This window comes from Streptomyces sp. NPDC102402 (assembly GCF_044765765.1).
Classification (GTDB): Bacteria; Actinomycetota; Actinomycetes; order Streptomycetales; family Streptomycetaceae; genus Streptomyces.
In genome coordinates this window covers 142,684-158,414 of sequence record NZ_JBIWKR010000002.1, presented here as the reverse complement: position 1 = coordinate 158,414, position 15,731 = coordinate 142,684, and the positions used below count along the sequence as shown (strand labels likewise).

The window sequence follows — 15,731 nt, the reverse complement described above, 5'->3', positions numbered from 1 at the left end:
CGGGAGCAGACGGGAGCAGGCGGGAAGAGTCCGGGCCGGTCCCGATCAGCGCCCGGACCGCCGGGCCCGACGTGAACCGGCGCCCGGACCGCCGGGCCCGAACCGGCGCCGGGCCCGACGTGAACCCGCGGCCGGACCGGACCGGACGCGAGCCCCTAGCCGCGGCGGCGCCTGGCCGCGATGAGAGCCAGCACGATGACGACGACGGCCACCGCGCCCCCGGTCGCGGTGCCCTTCGTCGAGTCACCGCCGCCCTCCTCGTCCCCGGGTGAGGTCCCGCCGCCCCCGCCGTTCGGGGAGGGGGTCCTGCCGCCCTCCCGGTCGCCGCCGCCCTCGGCCTCCACGCGCACCACTTCGCTCCGTTCACCCTCGGAGCCGAACATCATCGCCGAGCCGTCCGCCGTGTACGTCACCGACTCGGACTGCCCCTGGAGAGGCACGCCCACCGCACGGTCGGCACCGAGCCTGCCGTCCTCGAAGGCGTAGGCCCGGGCGCTGAAATACGAGCGGAACACCACCTCCCTGCCGTCCGGGGAGAACGCCCCGTCCGTCACCCACGGCACCTCGCCCACCCGCCGGAACACGTTGTTCCCGCCGGTCGTCAGCTTCCGGGGGCCTTCGTAGAGCCCGCCGCCGTCCTCGTTCTTCGAGGCGATGTACACCCGCCCCGTCCTGGGGTGGACCATCATCGCCTCGGCGTTGCGGGCCCCGTCCGCGTACGTCACGTCGAACTGCGTCGCCCGCACCGTGGAGTCCGCGAGGCGCTTCGGCTCGGGGAAGCGGTAGATCCAGACGTGGTCCCAGGAGCCGTCGAGGTTGTCGCCGATGTCACCGACGTACAGATTCCCGTCGGGGCCGAGCGAGATCGCCTCCACGTCGCGGGGCTCCCCCACGCCCTCCATGGTGACCGTCGCCACGGTCTTCCCGGTGCGGGAGTCGACGGCGTAGACGTACGGGCCGTCCTCGCTGTCGTTGTGCGTCCAGTAGATCCCCGGGTGGATGCGGCTGGCGGCGAGGCCGCTGGACTCGGTGATCCGGGAGTCCTCGATCGTGAAGGTCCGGTCCGCCTGGTCTCCGTCGTCCGCGGTGGCGGGCGACGCCCCCGTCACGAGCAGGAGGGCAGCGGCGGCGGAGACGGTCAGCAGCGATCTCATCCCACAAGTGTCCACTGTCACGTCGCAGGCCGGAGCCGTGATCCGCCATGATGTCGCCATGCGTTTTCTCTTCGTCGGCGACTCCATGACCATCGGGCGTTCCGGCGACTTCACCTGGCGCTACCGCATGTGGCAGCACCTCGACGCGACCCTCGGCGACGGCGGCTACACGATCACGGGTCCGCGCAGCGAGTTGTACGACACCGAGGCCGGCGCCCCGCTCTCCCACGCCTACGGCGACCCGGACTTCCCCGCCCCCGCACGCCGTCACCTGGCGGGCTGGGGCGAGGGCTGGCTGCACATGGCACCCGTCATCGCGGACACGGTCACGGCCACCCGGGCCGACGTCCTGCTGGTCTCCCTAGGCCTGATAGACCTCGGCTTCTACACCGACAGCACGCAGACGGCCGCGAACGTGCGGGCGTTCATCACAGCGGCCCGCGCAGCGAACCCGCGCGTCAGGCTGGTGCTCCTCCCCGTCATACCGAACGTCCGGGCCGAGTCCGACGCCCCCTTCTCCGCCGAGTGCGACCTCTTCAACACCCTGCTGGCGAAGGCGGTGGCCGACCTGGACACCCCCGCCGCCCCGGTCCTGCTGGCCTCGCACCCCGTGGGCTACGACATCCACGCGGACACCTACGACGGCACCCACCCCGGCCCCACCGGCGAGCACAAGCTGGCCGGAGCGTTCGCCGACGCGATGCACCAGGCCTGGGGCGTGGGCGGTCCGTACGCCGGCGCGCTGGCGACCGCCTGACCGCCCGCGGGACGCGGTCAGAGCACGGCGCCCGCCTCGTCGTGGAACACCTCCGGCCAGTACCGGTAGTCGTCCGGTCCCGTCGCGGGGAGACAGGCGACCGGGTCGACCGAGCCGAGCACGGCGACCATCGTCTCCGCGACCTCGTGGTAGAACTCCCCCGAGCTGCCCATGAAGCCGTGTTCCTCCTCCAGCTTCTGCTGCCGGCTGTGCATCCAGACCGTGAACGCCAGGGTCGACACGTCGGCGTTGACCGGGGTCACCGTCTCGTCGTCGATGAGCGCGTAGTGGACCAGGCCCGTACGGCCGTCCACGACGACGTCGAAATCGTGCATCAGACCGCCGATGACCAGCAGGTGTTCCGATCCGTCCGGCAGCGCACCCGTGAGGTGCAGGTGTGCCAGATCGGGGTTCGCCCGAGCCTCCGCGCGGGCGGCGGACACGGTCTTCAGGATGTCCTGCGGCTCGTCCAGCCAGAACATCAGCCCGTGTCTGGGCAGCCCGACCTCGGCCAGGAAGCGCCGGGTGGGCTCGTGCTCCAGCGCGTCGGGGAGGTCCGCCGGGGCGACCCGGACGACCTCATGCGGACCGAACTCGCCCTCGATGAAGTCCGGTGGCAGGTCGAGGCGCAGTCCCCGGCCCGGTGCCGCGATCAGGGACATGGGACGGAACAGGGCGGCGATCCGCCAGACCGACGGCAGGCCGCCGTCCCATTCCACGTCCCCCCATCCGCCCTCGTCCCACTCCTCGTCCATGAAGACGGAGAGCAGCAGCGCCGACGCCTCCTCGACCACCGCGGCGCCCGTCCGGCCCTTCAGGTGCGCGAACCGGCCGCTGAGCGAGCGGAGTTCCCCGAGGGCCGCGAGGCACCGGGCGAGGGCGCCCAGCGACGGGGCCAGCGGATGGAGTTCGGCATATTCGGGAGCCGCCATCTCCAGGCTGAAGACCCGGCCCGATCCGCCGTCCAGGACGACCGCCTGGGTCTCGTAGTCCTCCATCATGAGGTGCCCGACGACCACGGTGCCCGCTATCCGCGGATCCAGTTCGCCCGGATCGTCCGTCTCCTCGACCAGGTGCACCGCGGTGACCATGCGGGACTCGGCGAGGTAGGGAAACGCCATGGTCTCGTGGGCGGCCGGCAGCACCCCGGCGGCCAGCGACCGCCGCGTCGGTCCGTGCGTGATGTCCGGATGGATGGACTCCTCCGGTACCGCGATGAACGTCCCCGTCATGACACAACCTCAATGCGCTTCGTGGACCGTGGTCTTGCCGTCCACCCCACCGTAAGGACGGGCACTGACATCCGGGCCTCCCCGGCCCGGCGGCCCGCGCTCCGGAACCGGCCCGAGGAGGCCCCGCGTCCTCCTGACGTGCGGGACTCCGCGGGAGACGTCGGGACGGGAGCATGAGCGAGTGACGAGGAAGCCGGACACACAGCCGCCGAGCCGGGGCCGGAAGCGGGGCCTGGTCACCACCGGACTCTGCCTCCTCACCGCCGCCCTGCTCGTGTTCCCCGGCCTGGTCCCCAACACCCCCGGCCGCGTGGGCAGTCTGCTGGAGACGTTCCTCCCGTGGCTCGGCCTGGCCGTCCCCGCCCTGCTGGCCGCGGCGGTCCTGCGCCGCTCACGCCTGGCGGCGGCCGCGCTGCTGCTGCCCTCCGTCGCGTGGTTGGCCCTCTTCGGAGGAACGCTCTTCACGGGTGCGCCGGCGGAGGGCGCGTTCACCGCGGTCCAGCACAACATCAGCGACGTGAACCCGGACCCGGGCGCCACCGCACGGGCACTGGCCCGGACCGACGCCGACCTCATCGCCCTGGAGGAGCTGACGGCCCCGGCCCTGCCCGCCGTCGAAGCGGCCCTGGCATCCGGCTACCCCCACCGCGCGACGCGGGGCACGGTGGGCCTGTGGTCCAAGCACCCACTCGCCGGCGTCAGGCTGGTGGACATCAGGCCTCGGGGCATCGGGGAGGGATGGGACCGGGGGCTGCGGGCCACGGCCCGCACGCCGGAGGGGGACGTCGCCGTGTACGTCGCCCACCTGCCCTCGGTGCGGATCGGCCCGACGACGGGGCTCGCCTCCGGACGCCGGGACGAGAGCGCCGGCCTCCTGGCCGAGGCCCTCACCGACGAGCCGCTGGACCGGGTGATCCTCCTCGGGGATCTCAACGGCACCCTGGACGACCGCGGCCTGGCCTCCGTCACCTCGCTGATGACACGGCCGGACACCGGCTTCGCCTTCAGCTGGCCGGCGCGTCTGCCCCTGGCCCGGATCGACCAGATCCTGACGCGCTCCTCGCAGGTCACCGCCCTGTGGACGCTCCCCGCCACGACGAGCGACCACCTGCCGGTGGCGGCCCGCATCCGGCTCTGAGGGCCGGTTCGCTCCGCGCCGTGGAGGCGGTCTCATGGTTCTCTCGACGAGACGACCGTGTTGCGGTGACGCGGCTCGTCCCGACCGGCCGCGACGAGTTCCGCACCGTCCGGCGGTCGTACGGCCGGACCCGTGACCGAGGAGGACTTCCGATGCGCAGGGTGATCTGTTCGATGGGCATCTCGCTCGACGGCTACACCGTCGGCCCCGACGGCGGCTTCGACTGGTCGGTGCCCGACGAGGAGGTCTTCCGCCTCGTCACCGACGAGATCCGCGAGGTCGGCGTACACCTGCTGGGGCGGCGGCTGTACGAGACGATGCTGTACTGGGAGACCGCCGACCAGGCCCCCTCGCTCGACGACTCCATGCTCGAGTGGGCAGCGATCTGGAAGCGGCTGCCCAAGGTGGTGTTCTCCACCACGCTGTCCGCGGTACAGGGCAACGCCCGCCTGGCGTCAGGCGGTCTGGCGGAGGAGATCGAGCGGTTGCGGGCCGAGCCGGGTGAGGGCGTCATCGCGATCGGCGGCGCGGCTCTCGCCGCCGAGGCGGCGGCGTCGGGTCTCATCGACGAGTACCGGGCCAGGGTCTACCCGGTACTCGTCGGCGGCGGCACCCCGTTCTTCCCCCGGGCCGAGCGCCGGGTGGATCTCGAACTGGTGGAGAACCGCACCTTCAGCTCACGGGTCGTCTACCTCCGCCACCGCGTCGTGCGTTAGCACCGTGACGCACGACGTCACCGGTCCGACGGCCGGGTGGTGCGGGCCGGGCCGCCCGGCCCGCCCGCATGCCCGCTATTCCGTCTTCGGTGCCGCGCCCAGCATCTCCAGCCCCAGCCGCGTCAGCTCCTCCGAGACCTCGTTCGGCCGGGCCCTGCGCGGGCGGCGGGCGTGGTGGGCCATGAGCTCGTGGACCGTGCCGACCATCACCATCACCACCACCCGGTGGTCCCGCTCCTCCGCCTCGCCGCGCACGGTCGCGCGCTCGGCCTCACCGGTCAGGAAGTCGGTCCACAGGTCCCGCCACCGCTTGCAGTGCGCGTCGACCGCGGGACTCACACCCAGCACCTCGACGAAGGTCACCCGGGCCTCACGCAGGTCCTGGGTCACCGCCGACACATAGGCGTCGAAGAGCCGCCGGAAGCGCTGCTCCATCGGGCAGTCGTCCATCCCCTCGGAGAGCAGGGCGACCTCTGCCGCCCGCAGTCCGGCGGTGGTGATCTGGTTGTGCAGCGCCGTCAACAGGCCCTCCCGGGAGCCGAACTCCTCCCAGAGCACCTCCTCCGGCACTCCGGCCATGTCGCACAGGGCCTGCTCCGACGTCTGCGCGTAGCCGTACACCCCGAACAGCTCCAGGCCGGCTTCGAGGAGCTGCCCACGGGCCCGCGCACGCGCACCGTCGACCACACCGGTCAGTTGGTCCACCGGGACATCCACCACGGGTCCTCCTTGGTCTGCCCCATATCCGGTGTGCGCTCACGCCGTTGGGCAGGTCGTAAGGGCCGGAGGGGCTCGGGCGCCTCTGGATGGCGCGTGCGCCATTGTCCCGTTACGACCGCCCTTGCGTACCTCGCCGCGCCGTCGGACGGCCACAGACCGTCAGGACCGGTGACCGATCGTACGCATGTGCAGGAGCCGTCCGGCGGCGCGGAGGTGTCACGACAGCCGGGTGCACTCTCCGGTGCGCGGCCCCTCGGACGCAGGGTGGACCCGGACCGCCTGCCGGGGTCGGCGGCACGCGGCGCCGCCCGTCCGCGCGGGCCACAAGCGGCCCGCCGGACCCGCCCGGCGGCCCTGCGGTCGGCGAGCCGCAGGTCAGCGCACCAGGAGGTCGATCACACCCGTCAGGTCCTCCTTCCCGCCGCCCTCGTCCAGGCGGCGGCGCATCAGGTCGAAGTAGGGGCTGAGCAGTTCGGTGCTGACCCCCTGCTGTTCGGCGGTGCTCAGGAACGCCGGCGTACCGGCCAACTGCATGGCGAGGTTGGAGACGACCCCCTTGGTGTAGTCGCCGCTCCGCAGCTGATCGGCGGTCTGGTGCACCGACGGGGCCATCGCGACGATCCAGTCGGCGAGCAGCGGCGCCAGGGACGCGGGGTCGACGTCCTCCTTGCGGATCAGGGCGAAGGCGTGCGCCGCGCCCGCGAACATCCCGTACATGGCGCTCAACAGGGCCACGTCGTGCAGGGCGGCCAATCCCGCGTCCTCGCCGACGTACTGCGTACCGAGCGGGACGGCCAGGGCCTCCCGGTGCGCGTCGAGCAGCTCGCTCGAACCGCTGTAGAAGACATAGCCGCCGGCCTCCGGAACGCCGACCATGGGAGGGACGGCCATGATCCCGCCGTCCAGGTAGCGTGCGCCCCGCACCCGCGCCCACTCCGCGCGGGTGCGGGCCTGGGCGGGAGTGCTGGTGGTGAGGTTGACCAGGTCCGTGCCGGTCAGGTCGATGCCGTCCAGCGTCTCGCCGACCGAGGCGTCGTCCAGCAGGCAGGCGACGACGAGGCGGTTCGCCGCGACGGCCTCGGCGGCGCCGCCCGCGACGGTCGCCCCCTCCGTGGCGAGCTGTGCGGCGCGGGCGGGGGTCCGGTTCCAGACGGTGAGCGGGTGGCCGGCGGCGAGCCAGGTACGGGCCAGTGCCGTGCCCATGGCGCCCAGGCCCAACAGCGTGACGGGGGTCTTCTCAACAGCGTTCTGTGTCATGGGGATCAGGCTGGCCCCGGGTACGGAGTCGATCAAGTACGCACTTCGGAGTGGGTGGTTACTCTGAGGTGAGCGAGCACGTCGGAGGGGTGGGGGAATGACGACGCTGAACCGGCCCGGCACGCCGGGTGGACACGCCTGCGGGATCGACGCCGCGATGGAGGTGATCGGCGGCAAGTGGAAGGTACTGATCCTCTGGGCGCTCACCGAGCACCCCTGTCGCCGCTTCGGCGAGTTACGGCGGCTGGTCCCCGGGATCACCGAGAAGGTGCTGGCCTCCCACCTGCGCGAGATGGAGGCGGACGGGATCGTGGACCGCGTCGCCTACGACGAGGTGCCGCCCCGTGTCGAGTACTGCCTGACCGACGACGGCGCGCGCCTCAACGAGGCACTGGAGCCACTGGCCGCCTGGGGGCGCGAACGGCCCGGCCCGGGGGGCCGAACGCTCCGTCCGCCCCACGGTGATCCGGCCACCGGCCCCGAACCGGCAGCCGCGCCCTCACCGGCCGCACAGCGGACCGCCGGCATCTGACCGCGCGTCGAGGCCCTGCCCCGTCGATGTCCCGCCCGCGTCGAGGTCAGGCCCGTTCACAGCCGCTTCAGCACCGCCTGCTTCGCCGTGGCGAACTCCTCGTCGGTGAGGATGCCGGCCTGGAACAGCTCCCCCAGCTCACGGAGCCGCCGGAGCAGGACGTCGTGGTCGTCGGACGCCGGAGCGGCGGCCGGAGCGGCGGCCGGGGCGGGCCCCGGGTCGAGCGCCGGCGCGGCCTCCGCGGGGGCGGTGATCGCGGCGCCCCCGGCGGAGGCCGGTATCCGTACGAGGACGGCGGCGGCGACCAGGACCGCCGTGTACTCCCGCTTCGACAGCCCCCACAACTCCAGTGAGTACGGGTCGAATTTGGCGGGCGATACCGACACGGCGCCTCCCCGGTCGAAGCGCAGAGAGCCGTTCTCCAGCCCGATGGAAGGAATCCAGCGCACGCCGGTCACCTCCGACAGCGGGATGGTGACCGCACCGGCCGCCTCCTTCGACTCCTCCGCCTTCCAGTTCCAGGTGAGGCGGACGGCCTCCCCGTCGAAGGACGCCGTGCCGTCACCGCCACCGCCCGACACCGGCACCGACGGCCCGGGCAGGAGGAAGCGGTCCACGGGCCCGTCGGGCACCTGCTCGATGAGCAGGGCGTTGCGGATCTCGTCGACGAGGTACTCGGCCACGCCTGTCCGGTCCTTCTCGACCACGAGCTGATAGGGGTCGGAGGCGTCCTTCAGCCGTCCGTCCGCCGCCCGGAGGACCGGGCACGCACCGGTGCGCAACCGCAGGCGCAGTCTGCCGCCCTTGCGGTCCGGCTCGAACGAGACTCCCGCCACGGCCTGGAGCGGCACGGCGAACTCACCGAGGGCCGTCCGCACCGGGTGTGCCTTGCCGCCGGGGACGATCCGCACCACGTCCCCGTCGAAGCTCCACGTGCCGTCGCGCGAGATGATGTCCGCCATACGGGGGATTCTGCCAGGCACGCCGCCCGCCTGACCGGTCGATCCGCCCCGCGTGCCGCCACGGCGCGGGCCCCGCCGTCAGGCCGCCGGGCGATCGTCGGGCAGGCGGCGGCGCAGGCGGGCCTGCTGGACGGCGGGCGGGGCGTAGGCCGTGTCGAGCCTCCCGACGTCGGTGCCCGGCGGCACGATGGCGTCGATCCGGTCGAGGACCTCGTCGTCCAGCGTCGTGCCGACGCCCGCGAGGAGGTCGTCGAGGTGCTCCATGGTGCGCGGACCGATGATCGCGGAGGTGACGCCGGGGTGGGCGATCGCGAAGGCCGTCGCCATGTGCGTCAGGGACATCTTGGCGTCCTGAGCGACGGTGATGAGCTCCTCGACGGCGTCGAGCCGGCGCTCGTCGCTCATGTGTGTGAAGCCGTACGTCGCCCGGTGGGTGTCGGCCGTGCGGCCCTTGCGGTACCGGCCGGTCAGCATGCCGCCCGCGAGGGGACTCCAGACCAGGGCGCCCATGCCGTACCGCTCGCAGACCGGCAGCACCTCGCGCTCGACGCCCCGGTCGAGGATCGAGTACGGCGGCTGCTCGGTGCGGAAGCGCTCCAGACCCCGCCGCTCGGAGACCCACTGGGCCTCGACGATGTCCGAGGCGGGGAAGGTGGAGGCCCCGATGTACCGGACCTTGCCCGCCCGCACGAGGTCGGTGAGCGCGGAGAGCGTCTCCTCGACGTCGGTGTCCGGGTCGGGCCTGTGGACCTGGAACAGGTCCACGTGGTCGGTGCCCAGACGGCGCAGGGAGTCCTCCAGCGCGCGGACGAGCCAACGCCGTGAGTTGCCCCGCATGTTGGGATCGTCACCCATGGGAAGGTGCGCCTTGGTGGCCAGGACGACCTGGTCCCGGCGGCCCTTGAGGGCCTTCCCGACGATCTCCTCCGACTCACCCTGCGAGTAGGCGTCGGCGGTGTCCACGAAGTTGACGCCCGCGTCGAGCGCCTTGTGGATGATCCGGACGGACTCGTCGTGATCGGGGTTCCCGATGGCGCCGAACATCATCGCGCCCAGGCAGTACGGGCTGACCTTGACTCCGGTCCGGCCCAGCGTGCGGTATTCCATGAAGCTCCTCGCGCTATGGCCCGCGCCCGGTGCGGGCGCTAGGCTGCAAAACGGAACAACGTTCAGCATCGACAATACGGAACACCGTTCCGTATTGCAAGGGAGCATCGTGCGCGAGGACAGGACCGGGCAGGCCGAGGGCGGGGCGGCGGCGACGCAGCCTCCCAAGCGCGTGCGCGCCGACGTGCGCCGCAACACCGACGCGCTGCTCACGGCAGCTGCGGAGGTGTTCCTCGTCGACGGGGTGGACGCGCCCGTACGCCGGATCACCGCGAAGGCGGGCGTGGGAGCGGGCACCCTCTACCGCCACTTCCCGCAGCGCTCCGACCTCATCGCCGCCGTCTTCCGCCACGAGGTCGACGCCTGCGCGGACGCCGCCCCCTCCCTCACCGCGCGGCACGCGCCTGCCGACGCGCTCGCCGAGTGGCTCCAGCGCTTCGCGCTCTTCCTCGCGACGAAGCGCGGGCTCAGCGCCGCCCTGCACTCGGGCGACACGGCCTACGACAGCCTGCCGTCCTACTTCGACCAGCGCCTGATGCCGGTGCTCACCACGCTCATCGGCACCGCCGTGGAGGCCGGGGAGATCCGCTCCGACGTCAGCCCCGACGACCTGCTGACCGCCACCCGCAACCTGACCCTCTCCGCCCAGGAGGACGAGACCGGTCACACCCGGCGGATGATCGCCCTGCTCGTCGACGGGCTGCGCTACGGGGCCTGAGCCGCCCCCTCCCCTTCGGCCGCCACGCCCAGCTTCGCGAAGCGCTCCCGCCACGACAGGCTGTCCGCCTCGGCGTCCGCGAGGGCCCGATGCCGCTCCCAGTAGGCCCACGCGGCCTGTTGGCGGCAGTCGCGGCACTCGGTCTCCTCGGCGACCGGCCGGAAGACGTGCTCGTCACCCTCCTCGGCGGCCGCACAGCTCACCAGCTCCGGCACCCGGACGGCCGGAGCCGCCTGCGGGGCCGCCGCCGCGGGCAGCTCCGGCGGCATCTTGTTCAGCAGCCGGAACCGGAGGAAGCCCACCGCCGAGCGCACCCCGTCGCGCGGCAGTTCGCTGGTGAGCACGCGCCGCAGCTCCCCCGCCGACACCCCGCGCAGCAGCCAGCGGGCCGCGAGCTCCGCCAGCCCCCTGGCCTCCCTCACCCCGAGGTACAGCTCCCGCCGCGCATGACGCAGCGACAGCAGGACACGCTCCCCCTCCGCCGCTTCCGCGCTGAGCGCCGCCTCGGGCTCGCCCCCCGGCTCCGACTCCGGCTCCGGAACCGGCGGCCCGGCTTCGGAGGGTGGGTGGGGATAGTTCTTCTCCCGTTCTTCGTCTACCGGTAGTTGACGGCCGACCACCCGACCGGCTGGTTCACCGACCGTCGGATTCTGAGCAGCCGGAGGCCCCTCGGCCCGCACCCCGCGCAGTGCGGCAGCCTCCTCGGGGGTGAGGGGCACATTGGACAGCAGCTGCTCCGTCACCCACCGCCCGCGCTCCCCCTGCTCGCGCCACTCGTGGACGTAACCGTGCGCGACCAGCAGTTCCTTGGACCTCTGATACGCCCGCCCCGTGATGCCCAGCTTCCGCGCGTGCTCGCTGAGCGGCCGGCCTGCCTGATCGTCGGGGAGCCCCTGGACGGCCAGGAGCAGGATCTTCGCGTCGCTGGTCAGTCGCGCATGGCGTACGACGTCGTGCGAAGCCTTCGTGAAGCGCCGGGAGGGCGCGATAGCATGCCGAAGCATCTCGGTGGACCTCTGTATCCACTCGTGGGTGAAGGCCCTCGGCCGGGTGTTGGTAGCACCCCCGGGGGCCGCCCGCACACAGTGCGCACGGAACGTGATGACGCGATTACGGTACCGCACGACGCGGGGTGCGTTTCCGCATATGCCCGGACACCTCGATCACGGCTCAACTGCTCCCGCCAGGACGGCCACCGCCACCTCGTACAGCAGTTTCGCCTCCACGAACGGCGACTCCCCGGCCGGCCGCGAGCGCCAGCCCAGCGGCCATGTCCTCCCCTCCAGTGCGGGAATCCCCACGAACGCGTCGCACCGGAGGTCCTGCCGCCCTATCAGCCGCGCCCCGGCCGGCCACCGGTGCGCGGCGGCACTCTGCGGCGGCAGCAGGAAGTACGTACTCCGGTCGCCGACCGCGGACCGCACGATCGGGCCCGCCTGGAAGCCGGTGAACTGCATCAGTTCGTACGCCACCTGGTCGCCCGCGAGTCCGGCCACACGTACGGCGTCGAAGTGGACGCCGACGCGTCGGAGCGCATGCCCGCTCGCGGGAACCCAGCAGGGCACCGGGTCCAGTGAACTTCTCTGATCCATGAGCCCAGCGTGACGGCGAACACGCAACGTGACCAGCGTCACAGGCCGACTGCGCACTGTTGTGTACTTAGAGGGTGGAGTTGTGCACTCCGGTGAACCTGGAAGTGGTAACGCGGAGTTGTCCGGCGCACTGCCGCGGTTCCACCGCCCTCGCCGCCTGGACCGCCTTCCCCTCGTACGACTGGCAGCACCGACCGCCCGCCGCACGAGGGCGGCCCGTGCGCCGTCAGCGCTCGGCGGTCATCACGACCGTCCGCCGAACTGCCAGTTGTGCACCTCGACGTCGGCGTAGCGGTCCGGGTCCAGAACGGCGCGTGCCGTGTCCGGGTCCGGTGCGCGGAGCAGCACCGCCGTGCCCAGCCAGGTGGCGCCGTCGTCGGACAGGAGCGGCCCGTAGGCGATCAGCTCGTCCCGGTCGGGCGGCACCTCCAGGTCCACGGCCCGCCCCGCACCGAGGCCGAGCACCAGGTACCGGTTGCCGTCGGTGTCGCCTCCGGGGAAGTCCCACATGGTGCGACCCAGCGCGTTGCGCCAGCGCCGCAGCAGCACGTCCCGGTAGACGCCGCCCTGGTAGTTGGGCTCGTCGAAGGCGAACGCGCGGGCTGCGGCAGGACCGGGCAGGTCGAGGATGTGCACGCTGCCGGTGGCCGTCTCACCGTCGTCGGTGAGGGTCGGGCCCCGGGCGATCATCTCCTTCGCGTACCCGTCCATGTAGGACCAGTGGTCTTCCAGCAGCTCGTCGCGCAGCGCTGCGGAGCCGGGGCGGTCGCGGTGGTAGCAGAGGAACTCCATGCCCCCAGCATGTCTTCACGTGGCCCACCGGGTCGAGCGATTCCGAGGGTCTGGTCCGTGGGACGCCCCGGGGCATCCCACGGCCTCCCCCGGCCTCACGGGGCGTCGCGCACAGGCTGTGCACAACGTTCGCGGAGGAGCCCCACCCCGTCGCCCTCCAGGTCGTCGCAGTGCGACGCCCGACCCGTCATGGCCATCACCAGGGCCAGGGTGGGGCCGGTCACGAGCGGGCCGGAGCCGGTCGCGAACGGGCCGTCGTCCGCCACCAGGGCCAGGCCGCCGATCCGTCCCCGGGCGACGACCACCATGTCCGTGCCCTGGTAGTACTCGGCCACCTGCGTGAGCACCTCGGCCGGGGACGCGTGGCGGATGCCGAGCGGGCGCCGGATGTCCTCCGCGTGCACGATCGTCTCGCCCAGCATGGCAAGCACGGGCAGCGGGGGCTTGGTCGTGCTCGGGACGGCCAGCCGGAAGCGTTCGAGCGTGTCGGCCGGGGTCGTGCCCAGCTGTTCGGCGAGCCGCATGGCCACCTGCTTGTCGAAGTCGAACCGGCAGCGGATCACGCCCGCCATCCAGCGCACCCCGTTCAGCCGCGCCCCCGCCGTGAGGTGGGCCAGCACCTCACGCACCGTCAGTCCGGCGCAGAGGGAGGCGGTCGCCCACTGGTCGTCGCTCAGTTCCGCGAGGTCGGCCGCCAGTGCCGCTCGCTCGGCGTGGATCAAGGACCACACCTTCGCCGTGGCTTCCCGATCGGTCATGTGGGCCGTTCTCCTGTCACGCGTCGTGCCGGGTGCTGGGGGAGGGAGCAGACGTTCGCCGGTAGAGGTCGGTGGCCAGGGCGATGGCGGTGTGGGTGGCCGGATGGGCGTCGTGAGTGAGCCAGATGAGATGGACGGGGACGGGACCGGCGTCACGCAGGGGCCGGTAGGTGATGCCGTCGCGGCGGTACTGGGCGGCGGTGGCCTAGATGCCGAGCTCATGGGCGGCGTCCGTGAAGCTCCCGGTGTCGATGATGGCGACCAGGCAGCGCAGGTGCTTCAGCTCCACCGCACCGGCCGCCTTCCCCATGCCGTCCATACGCTCAGCGTAGAGGTGACGTCCGCCTCCTGACCTCGCTCCGGGCTCACAGGCAGTCGCAGCCCGTGGCGTACAGCAGCAGGAAGAGGGCAGTCACCGCGGTCAGCGTGAAGCCGGCGGCGGCCAGGGCGGCGAGGCCCCGGCGGCGGCCCTTCGCAGGGGTGCGCACCTGCCGGGCGCCGTGAGCCAGGAAGAGGCAGAGCAGCCCCGTCCCCGCGACGGTCAGGCTCGGGCTGAAGGACCAGCTGAGGTGGGCGAGCAGAACCAGGCAGCCGAGCAGGACGCAGGCGAGCAGGACGAGGACCGCCTCGAGGACGAACTCCCCCACCATCTCGACCAGGAAGTCACCGACACCCTTCGCTGCCCTGCGTACCCCCACGCCACCCCTCCGCCCACGCGCCCCGTGCCCCCGGACGGGGCCTTCGGCAGTGAAGGACCCGCGCCGGGCCGCGATGGTTGCCCGGCGCACACCGTGCTCCGCCCGTACCGAGCACGGCCCTTCGTCCGGAGGCCGCTTCCGCCGAGCCCTGAGCCGGCCGACCGGCAGCCGCCGCACGGACCACCGGATACCGTGAGCACATGCCCTCGGTTCCCCCTGATGTGGCGGACTTCGTCGCCGCGTCGTCCCAGCTGCCCGAGCGGACGCTGGACGCGATCCGGCAGACCACCGCGGCGGCGGTGGCCTCGGGTGCGTACGACCTGTCCGCTGTTCCAGCGCTCTCCGCCTCACAGTTCAGCACGCTGAACAAGTGGGTCCGGGACGCCTTCGCCCCGCGTGGCGATGAGCTGAGTGCCGGACGCCGGGGCGGGCTCCGGTCGGCCATTTCCTGTACGACGCTGACCGCACAGGCGATCTGGAAGCGCGACCGGCTGACAGCCGACCAGTACGTGTCCCTCACGGGGGCGTTCACCGCCCACGGACTCCTGCCACCGGACCACGCCCCCGGCACCGCCGGTCATTGATCAGCGGTGAGCCGAAGGATGAGACCAGGGGCGGATCGCGCCTGGGCTTCCGGGAGTTGACGGCCGGGCTCGACCCGCCGGGAATTCGGACGCTCCGCAGCCTCAGGACGCCCCGCTCACGCCTCCGGAAGCGCCGTTCGCTCGGCCTTCTCCAGCCACCCGGTGTACCAGCGGGCGAACGTCATCGGCGTTCCGTCCTCGTCGAGGAGCGGCACGAGGTCGACGTCGTCCGCCCGGCGGTCGGACCAGACCGTGCCGAGGTGGGTGCCGCTGACGATCAGCCACTCCCTCTGCGCGCAGCCCAGGTGGGAGATCACCAGGGCTCCGACAGTGCGCTCCGGGGCGAACATGACGGCCTCCCACCGCTCGTCCCACGCCTCGAAGGCCGCGTCGAAGTCCTCGATGTCGTCGAAGTCCTCCTCCTCGGGGCGCCGGGCATGGATCTCGGCGAGCAGCGCCGGGTCCGGACCCCCCTCCGGAAACGGCTCGGCGAGCCTCGCCAGGTCGGCCAGGTCCGCGCCGTCGCCCTCCCACCGCCAGCGGCCCTCCGCGCGCCGCACGGGGAACAGGCCGTACGCGGGACCGGCTCCGCCCGCGCCCACGTGGAGCAGGAACGCCCGGTACTCCTGCGGGAGTCGCACGCCGATCTGCGCTTCGAGCCCGGCGAGCTCGCCCCGGGTGAGCGGGTCCTCCAGGACCCACGTGTGCCCGAGCGCCCCGAACACGTCGCCGCCCCCCGGTCCCGCACCCGCCGCCTCGACCCGTTCGCGTACGCCCGCCCACCACTGATCAGCCATGAGCAGACCGTATGCGCAGCCGCCGACACCCCGGTCCGCGGTGGCTGCCGGTGCGGGAGGAGGCCGGAGGCGGCCGGTGCCCACGGACGCCTGGCGGCACGCGGAGGTGCCCCGGACGCCGGTGGTGAACCGGCGCCCGGAACCCCGTGCCCCCCACGCGGCGTCCTGACCACTGTCCGCGCCGTCGAGGAACGCGGACCCGAACCCACCTCGCAGA

General features: G+C 72.6%; 18 protein-coding genes and 3 pseudogenes. 6 read left to right on the top strand and 15 right to left on the bottom strand.

Annotated features, from left to right (window positions below; all coding sequences use genetic code 11):
* Positions 1–155: 155 nt before the first annotated feature.
* Complete coding sequence (locus ACIRJR_RS05535; RefSeq protein ID WP_403774252.1) at positions 156–1,154, bottom strand: WD40 repeat domain-containing protein; 999 nt, start codon at positions 1,152–1,154, stop codon at positions 156–158.
* 58 nt (positions 1,155–1,212) lie between these two features.
* On the opposite strand from ACIRJR_RS05535, the gene ACIRJR_RS05530 reads away from it, so the two are divergent.
* The gene (locus ACIRJR_RS05530; protein WP_403776358.1) at positions 1,213–1,911 is read left to right on the top strand and encodes a GDSL-type esterase/lipase family protein; all 699 of its coding nucleotides are present in this window, start codon (positions 1,213–1,215) and stop codon (positions 1,909–1,911) included.
* Between the two features lie 17 nt (positions 1,912–1,928).
* Here the strand turns inward: ACIRJR_RS05530 and ACIRJR_RS05525 are convergent, their stop codons facing one another.
* Positions 1,929–3,143 carry an SUKH-4 family immunity protein gene (locus ACIRJR_RS05525; RefSeq protein WP_403774249.1) on the bottom strand — a complete coding sequence of 405 codons (1,215 nt, stop codon included), beginning with the start codon at positions 3,141–3,143 and terminating at the stop codon, positions 1,929–1,931.
* Between the two features lie 181 nt (positions 3,144–3,324).
* On the opposite strand from ACIRJR_RS05525, the gene ACIRJR_RS05520 reads away from it, so the two are divergent.
* Both ACIRJR_RS05520 and ACIRJR_RS05515 read left to right on the top strand, forming a co-directional pair.
* Positions 3,325–4,281 (top strand): endonuclease/exonuclease/phosphatase family protein, encoded by a 957-nt coding sequence (locus tag ACIRJR_RS05520; RefSeq protein WP_403774247.1) that lies wholly within the window; start codon positions 3,325–3,327, stop codon positions 4,279–4,281.
* A 152-nt stretch (positions 4,282–4,433) separates the two neighbouring features.
* A complete protein-coding gene (locus ACIRJR_RS05515) occupies positions 4,434–4,997 on the top strand; it encodes a dihydrofolate reductase family protein (protein ID WP_403774245.1) in 564 nt (187 codons plus the stop codon).
* A gap of 75 nt (positions 4,998–5,072) precedes the next feature.
* Here ACIRJR_RS05515 and ACIRJR_RS05510 read toward each other — a convergent pair whose 3' ends face one another.
* The 3 genes and pseudogenes from ACIRJR_RS05510 to ACIRJR_RS05500 all read right to left on the bottom strand — a co-directional run.
* Positions 5,073–5,717, bottom strand: a complete 645-nt coding sequence (locus ACIRJR_RS05510) for a TetR/AcrR family transcriptional regulator (protein WP_403774242.1) — start codon at positions 5,715–5,717, stop codon at positions 5,073–5,075.
* A 375-nt stretch (positions 5,718–6,092) separates the two neighbouring features.
* Positions 6,093–6,467: pseudogene (locus tag ACIRJR_RS05505) on the bottom strand (NAD(P)-dependent oxidoreductase); the annotation flags it as partial.
* Positions 6,468–6,620: 153 nt separating this feature from the next.
* A pseudogene (locus ACIRJR_RS05500) lies at positions 6,621–6,974 on the bottom strand (NAD(P)-binding domain-containing protein); the annotation flags it as partial.
* Between the two features lie 97 nt (positions 6,975–7,071).
* Here ACIRJR_RS05500 and ACIRJR_RS05495 point away from each other — a divergent pair.
* Positions 7,072–7,506: a winged helix-turn-helix transcriptional regulator gene (locus ACIRJR_RS05495; RefSeq protein ID WP_403774239.1), complete on the top strand. Its 435-nt coding sequence runs from the start codon at positions 7,072–7,074 to the stop codon at positions 7,504–7,506.
* Positions 7,507–7,562: 56 nt separating this feature from the next.
* Here ACIRJR_RS05495 and ACIRJR_RS05490 read toward each other — a convergent pair whose 3' ends face one another.
* Positions 7,563–8,468, bottom strand: a complete 906-nt coding sequence (locus ACIRJR_RS05490; RefSeq protein WP_403774236.1) for a DUF4429 domain-containing protein — start codon at positions 8,466–8,468, stop codon at positions 7,563–7,565.
* A 78-nt stretch (positions 8,469–8,546) separates the two neighbouring features.
* A complete protein-coding gene (locus ACIRJR_RS05485; RefSeq protein ID WP_403774234.1) occupies positions 8,547–9,575 on the bottom strand; it encodes an aldo/keto reductase in 1,029 nt (342 codons plus the stop codon).
* Between the two features lie 109 nt (positions 9,576–9,684).
* On the opposite strand from ACIRJR_RS05485, the gene ACIRJR_RS05480 reads away from it, so the two are divergent.
* Positions 9,685–10,293 carry a TetR/AcrR family transcriptional regulator gene (locus ACIRJR_RS05480; protein ID WP_403774231.1) on the top strand — a complete coding sequence of 203 codons (609 nt, stop codon included), beginning with the start codon at positions 9,685–9,687 and terminating at the stop codon, positions 10,291–10,293.
* Here the strand turns inward: ACIRJR_RS05480 and ACIRJR_RS05475 are convergent.
* The 7 genes and pseudogenes from ACIRJR_RS05475 to ACIRJR_RS05445 form a co-directional block, all read right to left on the bottom strand.
* Complete coding sequence (locus ACIRJR_RS05475) at positions 10,281–11,297, bottom strand: hypothetical protein (protein WP_403774228.1); 1,017 nt, start codon at positions 11,295–11,297, stop codon at positions 10,281–10,283. The two genes, ACIRJR_RS05480 and ACIRJR_RS05475, sit on opposite strands and share 13 nt — an antisense overlap.
* Positions 11,298–11,456: 159 nt before the next feature.
* On the bottom strand, positions 11,457–11,885 hold the full coding sequence (locus ACIRJR_RS05470) for a hypothetical protein (protein ID WP_403774225.1): 429 nt from the start codon (positions 11,883–11,885) through the stop codon (positions 11,457–11,459).
* Between the two features lie 243 nt (positions 11,886–12,128).
* On the bottom strand, positions 12,129–12,677 hold the full coding sequence (locus ACIRJR_RS05465; RefSeq protein WP_403774222.1) for a YciI family protein: 549 nt from the start codon (positions 12,675–12,677) through the stop codon (positions 12,129–12,131).
* A 95-nt stretch (positions 12,678–12,772) separates the two neighbouring features.
* Positions 12,773–13,435, bottom strand: a complete 663-nt coding sequence (locus ACIRJR_RS05460; protein WP_403774219.1) for a maleylpyruvate isomerase family mycothiol-dependent enzyme — start codon at positions 13,433–13,435, stop codon at positions 12,773–12,775.
* A gap of 16 nt (positions 13,436–13,451) precedes the next feature.
* Positions 13,452–13,640, bottom strand: a pseudogene (locus ACIRJR_RS05455) (LysR family transcriptional regulator); the annotation flags it as partial.
* Positions 13,641–13,754 carry a LysR family transcriptional regulator gene (locus ACIRJR_RS05450; RefSeq protein WP_403774216.1) on the bottom strand — a complete coding sequence of 38 codons (114 nt, stop codon included), beginning with the start codon at positions 13,752–13,754 and terminating at the stop codon, positions 13,641–13,643.
* Between the two features lie 46 nt (positions 13,755–13,800).
* Positions 13,801–14,133, bottom strand: a complete 333-nt coding sequence (locus tag ACIRJR_RS05445; protein ID WP_403774213.1) for a lysine transporter LysE — start codon at positions 14,131–14,133, stop codon at positions 13,801–13,803.
* A 200-nt stretch (positions 14,134–14,333) separates the two neighbouring features.
* On the opposite strand from ACIRJR_RS05445, the gene ACIRJR_RS05440 reads away from it, so the two are divergent.
* Complete coding sequence (locus ACIRJR_RS05440) at positions 14,334–14,717, top strand: hypothetical protein (protein ID WP_403774210.1); 384 nt, start codon at positions 14,334–14,336, stop codon at positions 14,715–14,717.
* 116 nt (positions 14,718–14,833) lie between these two features.
* Here ACIRJR_RS05440 and ACIRJR_RS05435 read toward each other — a convergent pair whose 3' ends face one another.
* Entirely contained in the window at positions 14,834–15,514 is a 681-nt protein-coding gene (locus ACIRJR_RS05435) for an SMI1/KNR4 family protein (RefSeq protein ID WP_403774207.1), read from the bottom strand.
* Positions 15,515–15,731: the final 217 nt, after the last annotated feature.

Bases quoted from the DNA above. Each gene is read 5' to 3' on its own strand.
- ACIRJR_RS05535 (WP_403774252.1), bottom strand. From the start codon at position 1,154: ATGAGATCGCTGCTGACCGTCTCCGCCGCCGCTGCCCTCCTGCTCGTG.
- ACIRJR_RS05530 (WP_403776358.1), top strand. From the start codon at position 1,213: ATGCGTTTTCTCTTCGTCGGCGACTCCATGACCATCGGGCGTTCCGGC.
- ACIRJR_RS05525 (WP_403774249.1), bottom strand. From the start codon at position 3,143: ATGACGGGGACGTTCATCGCGGTACCGGAGGAGTCCATCCATCCGGAC.
- ACIRJR_RS05515 (WP_403774245.1), top strand. From the start codon at position 4,434: ATGCGCAGGGTGATCTGTTCGATGGGCATCTCGCTCGACGGCTACACC.
- ACIRJR_RS05495 (WP_403774239.1), top strand. From the start codon at position 7,072: ATGACGACGCTGAACCGGCCCGGCACGCCGGGTGGACACGCCTGCGGG.
- ACIRJR_RS05490 (WP_403774236.1), bottom strand. From the start codon at position 8,468: ATGGCGGACATCATCTCGCGCGACGGCACGTGGAGCTTCGACGGGGAC.
- ACIRJR_RS05485 (WP_403774234.1), bottom strand. From the start codon at position 9,575: ATGGAATACCGCACGCTGGGCCGGACCGGAGTCAAGGTCAGCCCGTAC.
- ACIRJR_RS05475 (WP_403774228.1), bottom strand. From the start codon at position 11,297: ATGCTTCGGCATGCTATCGCGCCCTCCCGGCGCTTCACGAAGGCTTCG.
- ACIRJR_RS05470 (WP_403774225.1), bottom strand. From the start codon at position 11,885: ATGGATCAGAGAAGTTCACTGGACCCGGTGCCCTGCTGGGTTCCCGCG.
- ACIRJR_RS05465 (WP_403774222.1), bottom strand. From the start codon at position 12,677: ATGGAGTTCCTCTGCTACCACCGCGACCGCCCCGGCTCCGCAGCGCTG.
- ACIRJR_RS05460 (WP_403774219.1), bottom strand. From the start codon at position 13,435: ATGACCGATCGGGAAGCCACGGCGAAGGTGTGGTCCTTGATCCACGCC.
- ACIRJR_RS05450 (WP_403774216.1), bottom strand. From the start codon at position 13,754: ATGGACGGCATGGGGAAGGCGGCCGGTGCGGTGGAGCTGAAGCACCTG.
- ACIRJR_RS05440 (WP_403774210.1), top strand. From the start codon at position 14,334: ATGCCCTCGGTTCCCCCTGATGTGGCGGACTTCGTCGCCGCGTCGTCC.
- ACIRJR_RS05435 (WP_403774207.1), bottom strand. From the start codon at position 15,514: ATGGCTGATCAGTGGTGGGCGGGCGTACGCGAACGGGTCGAGGCGGCG.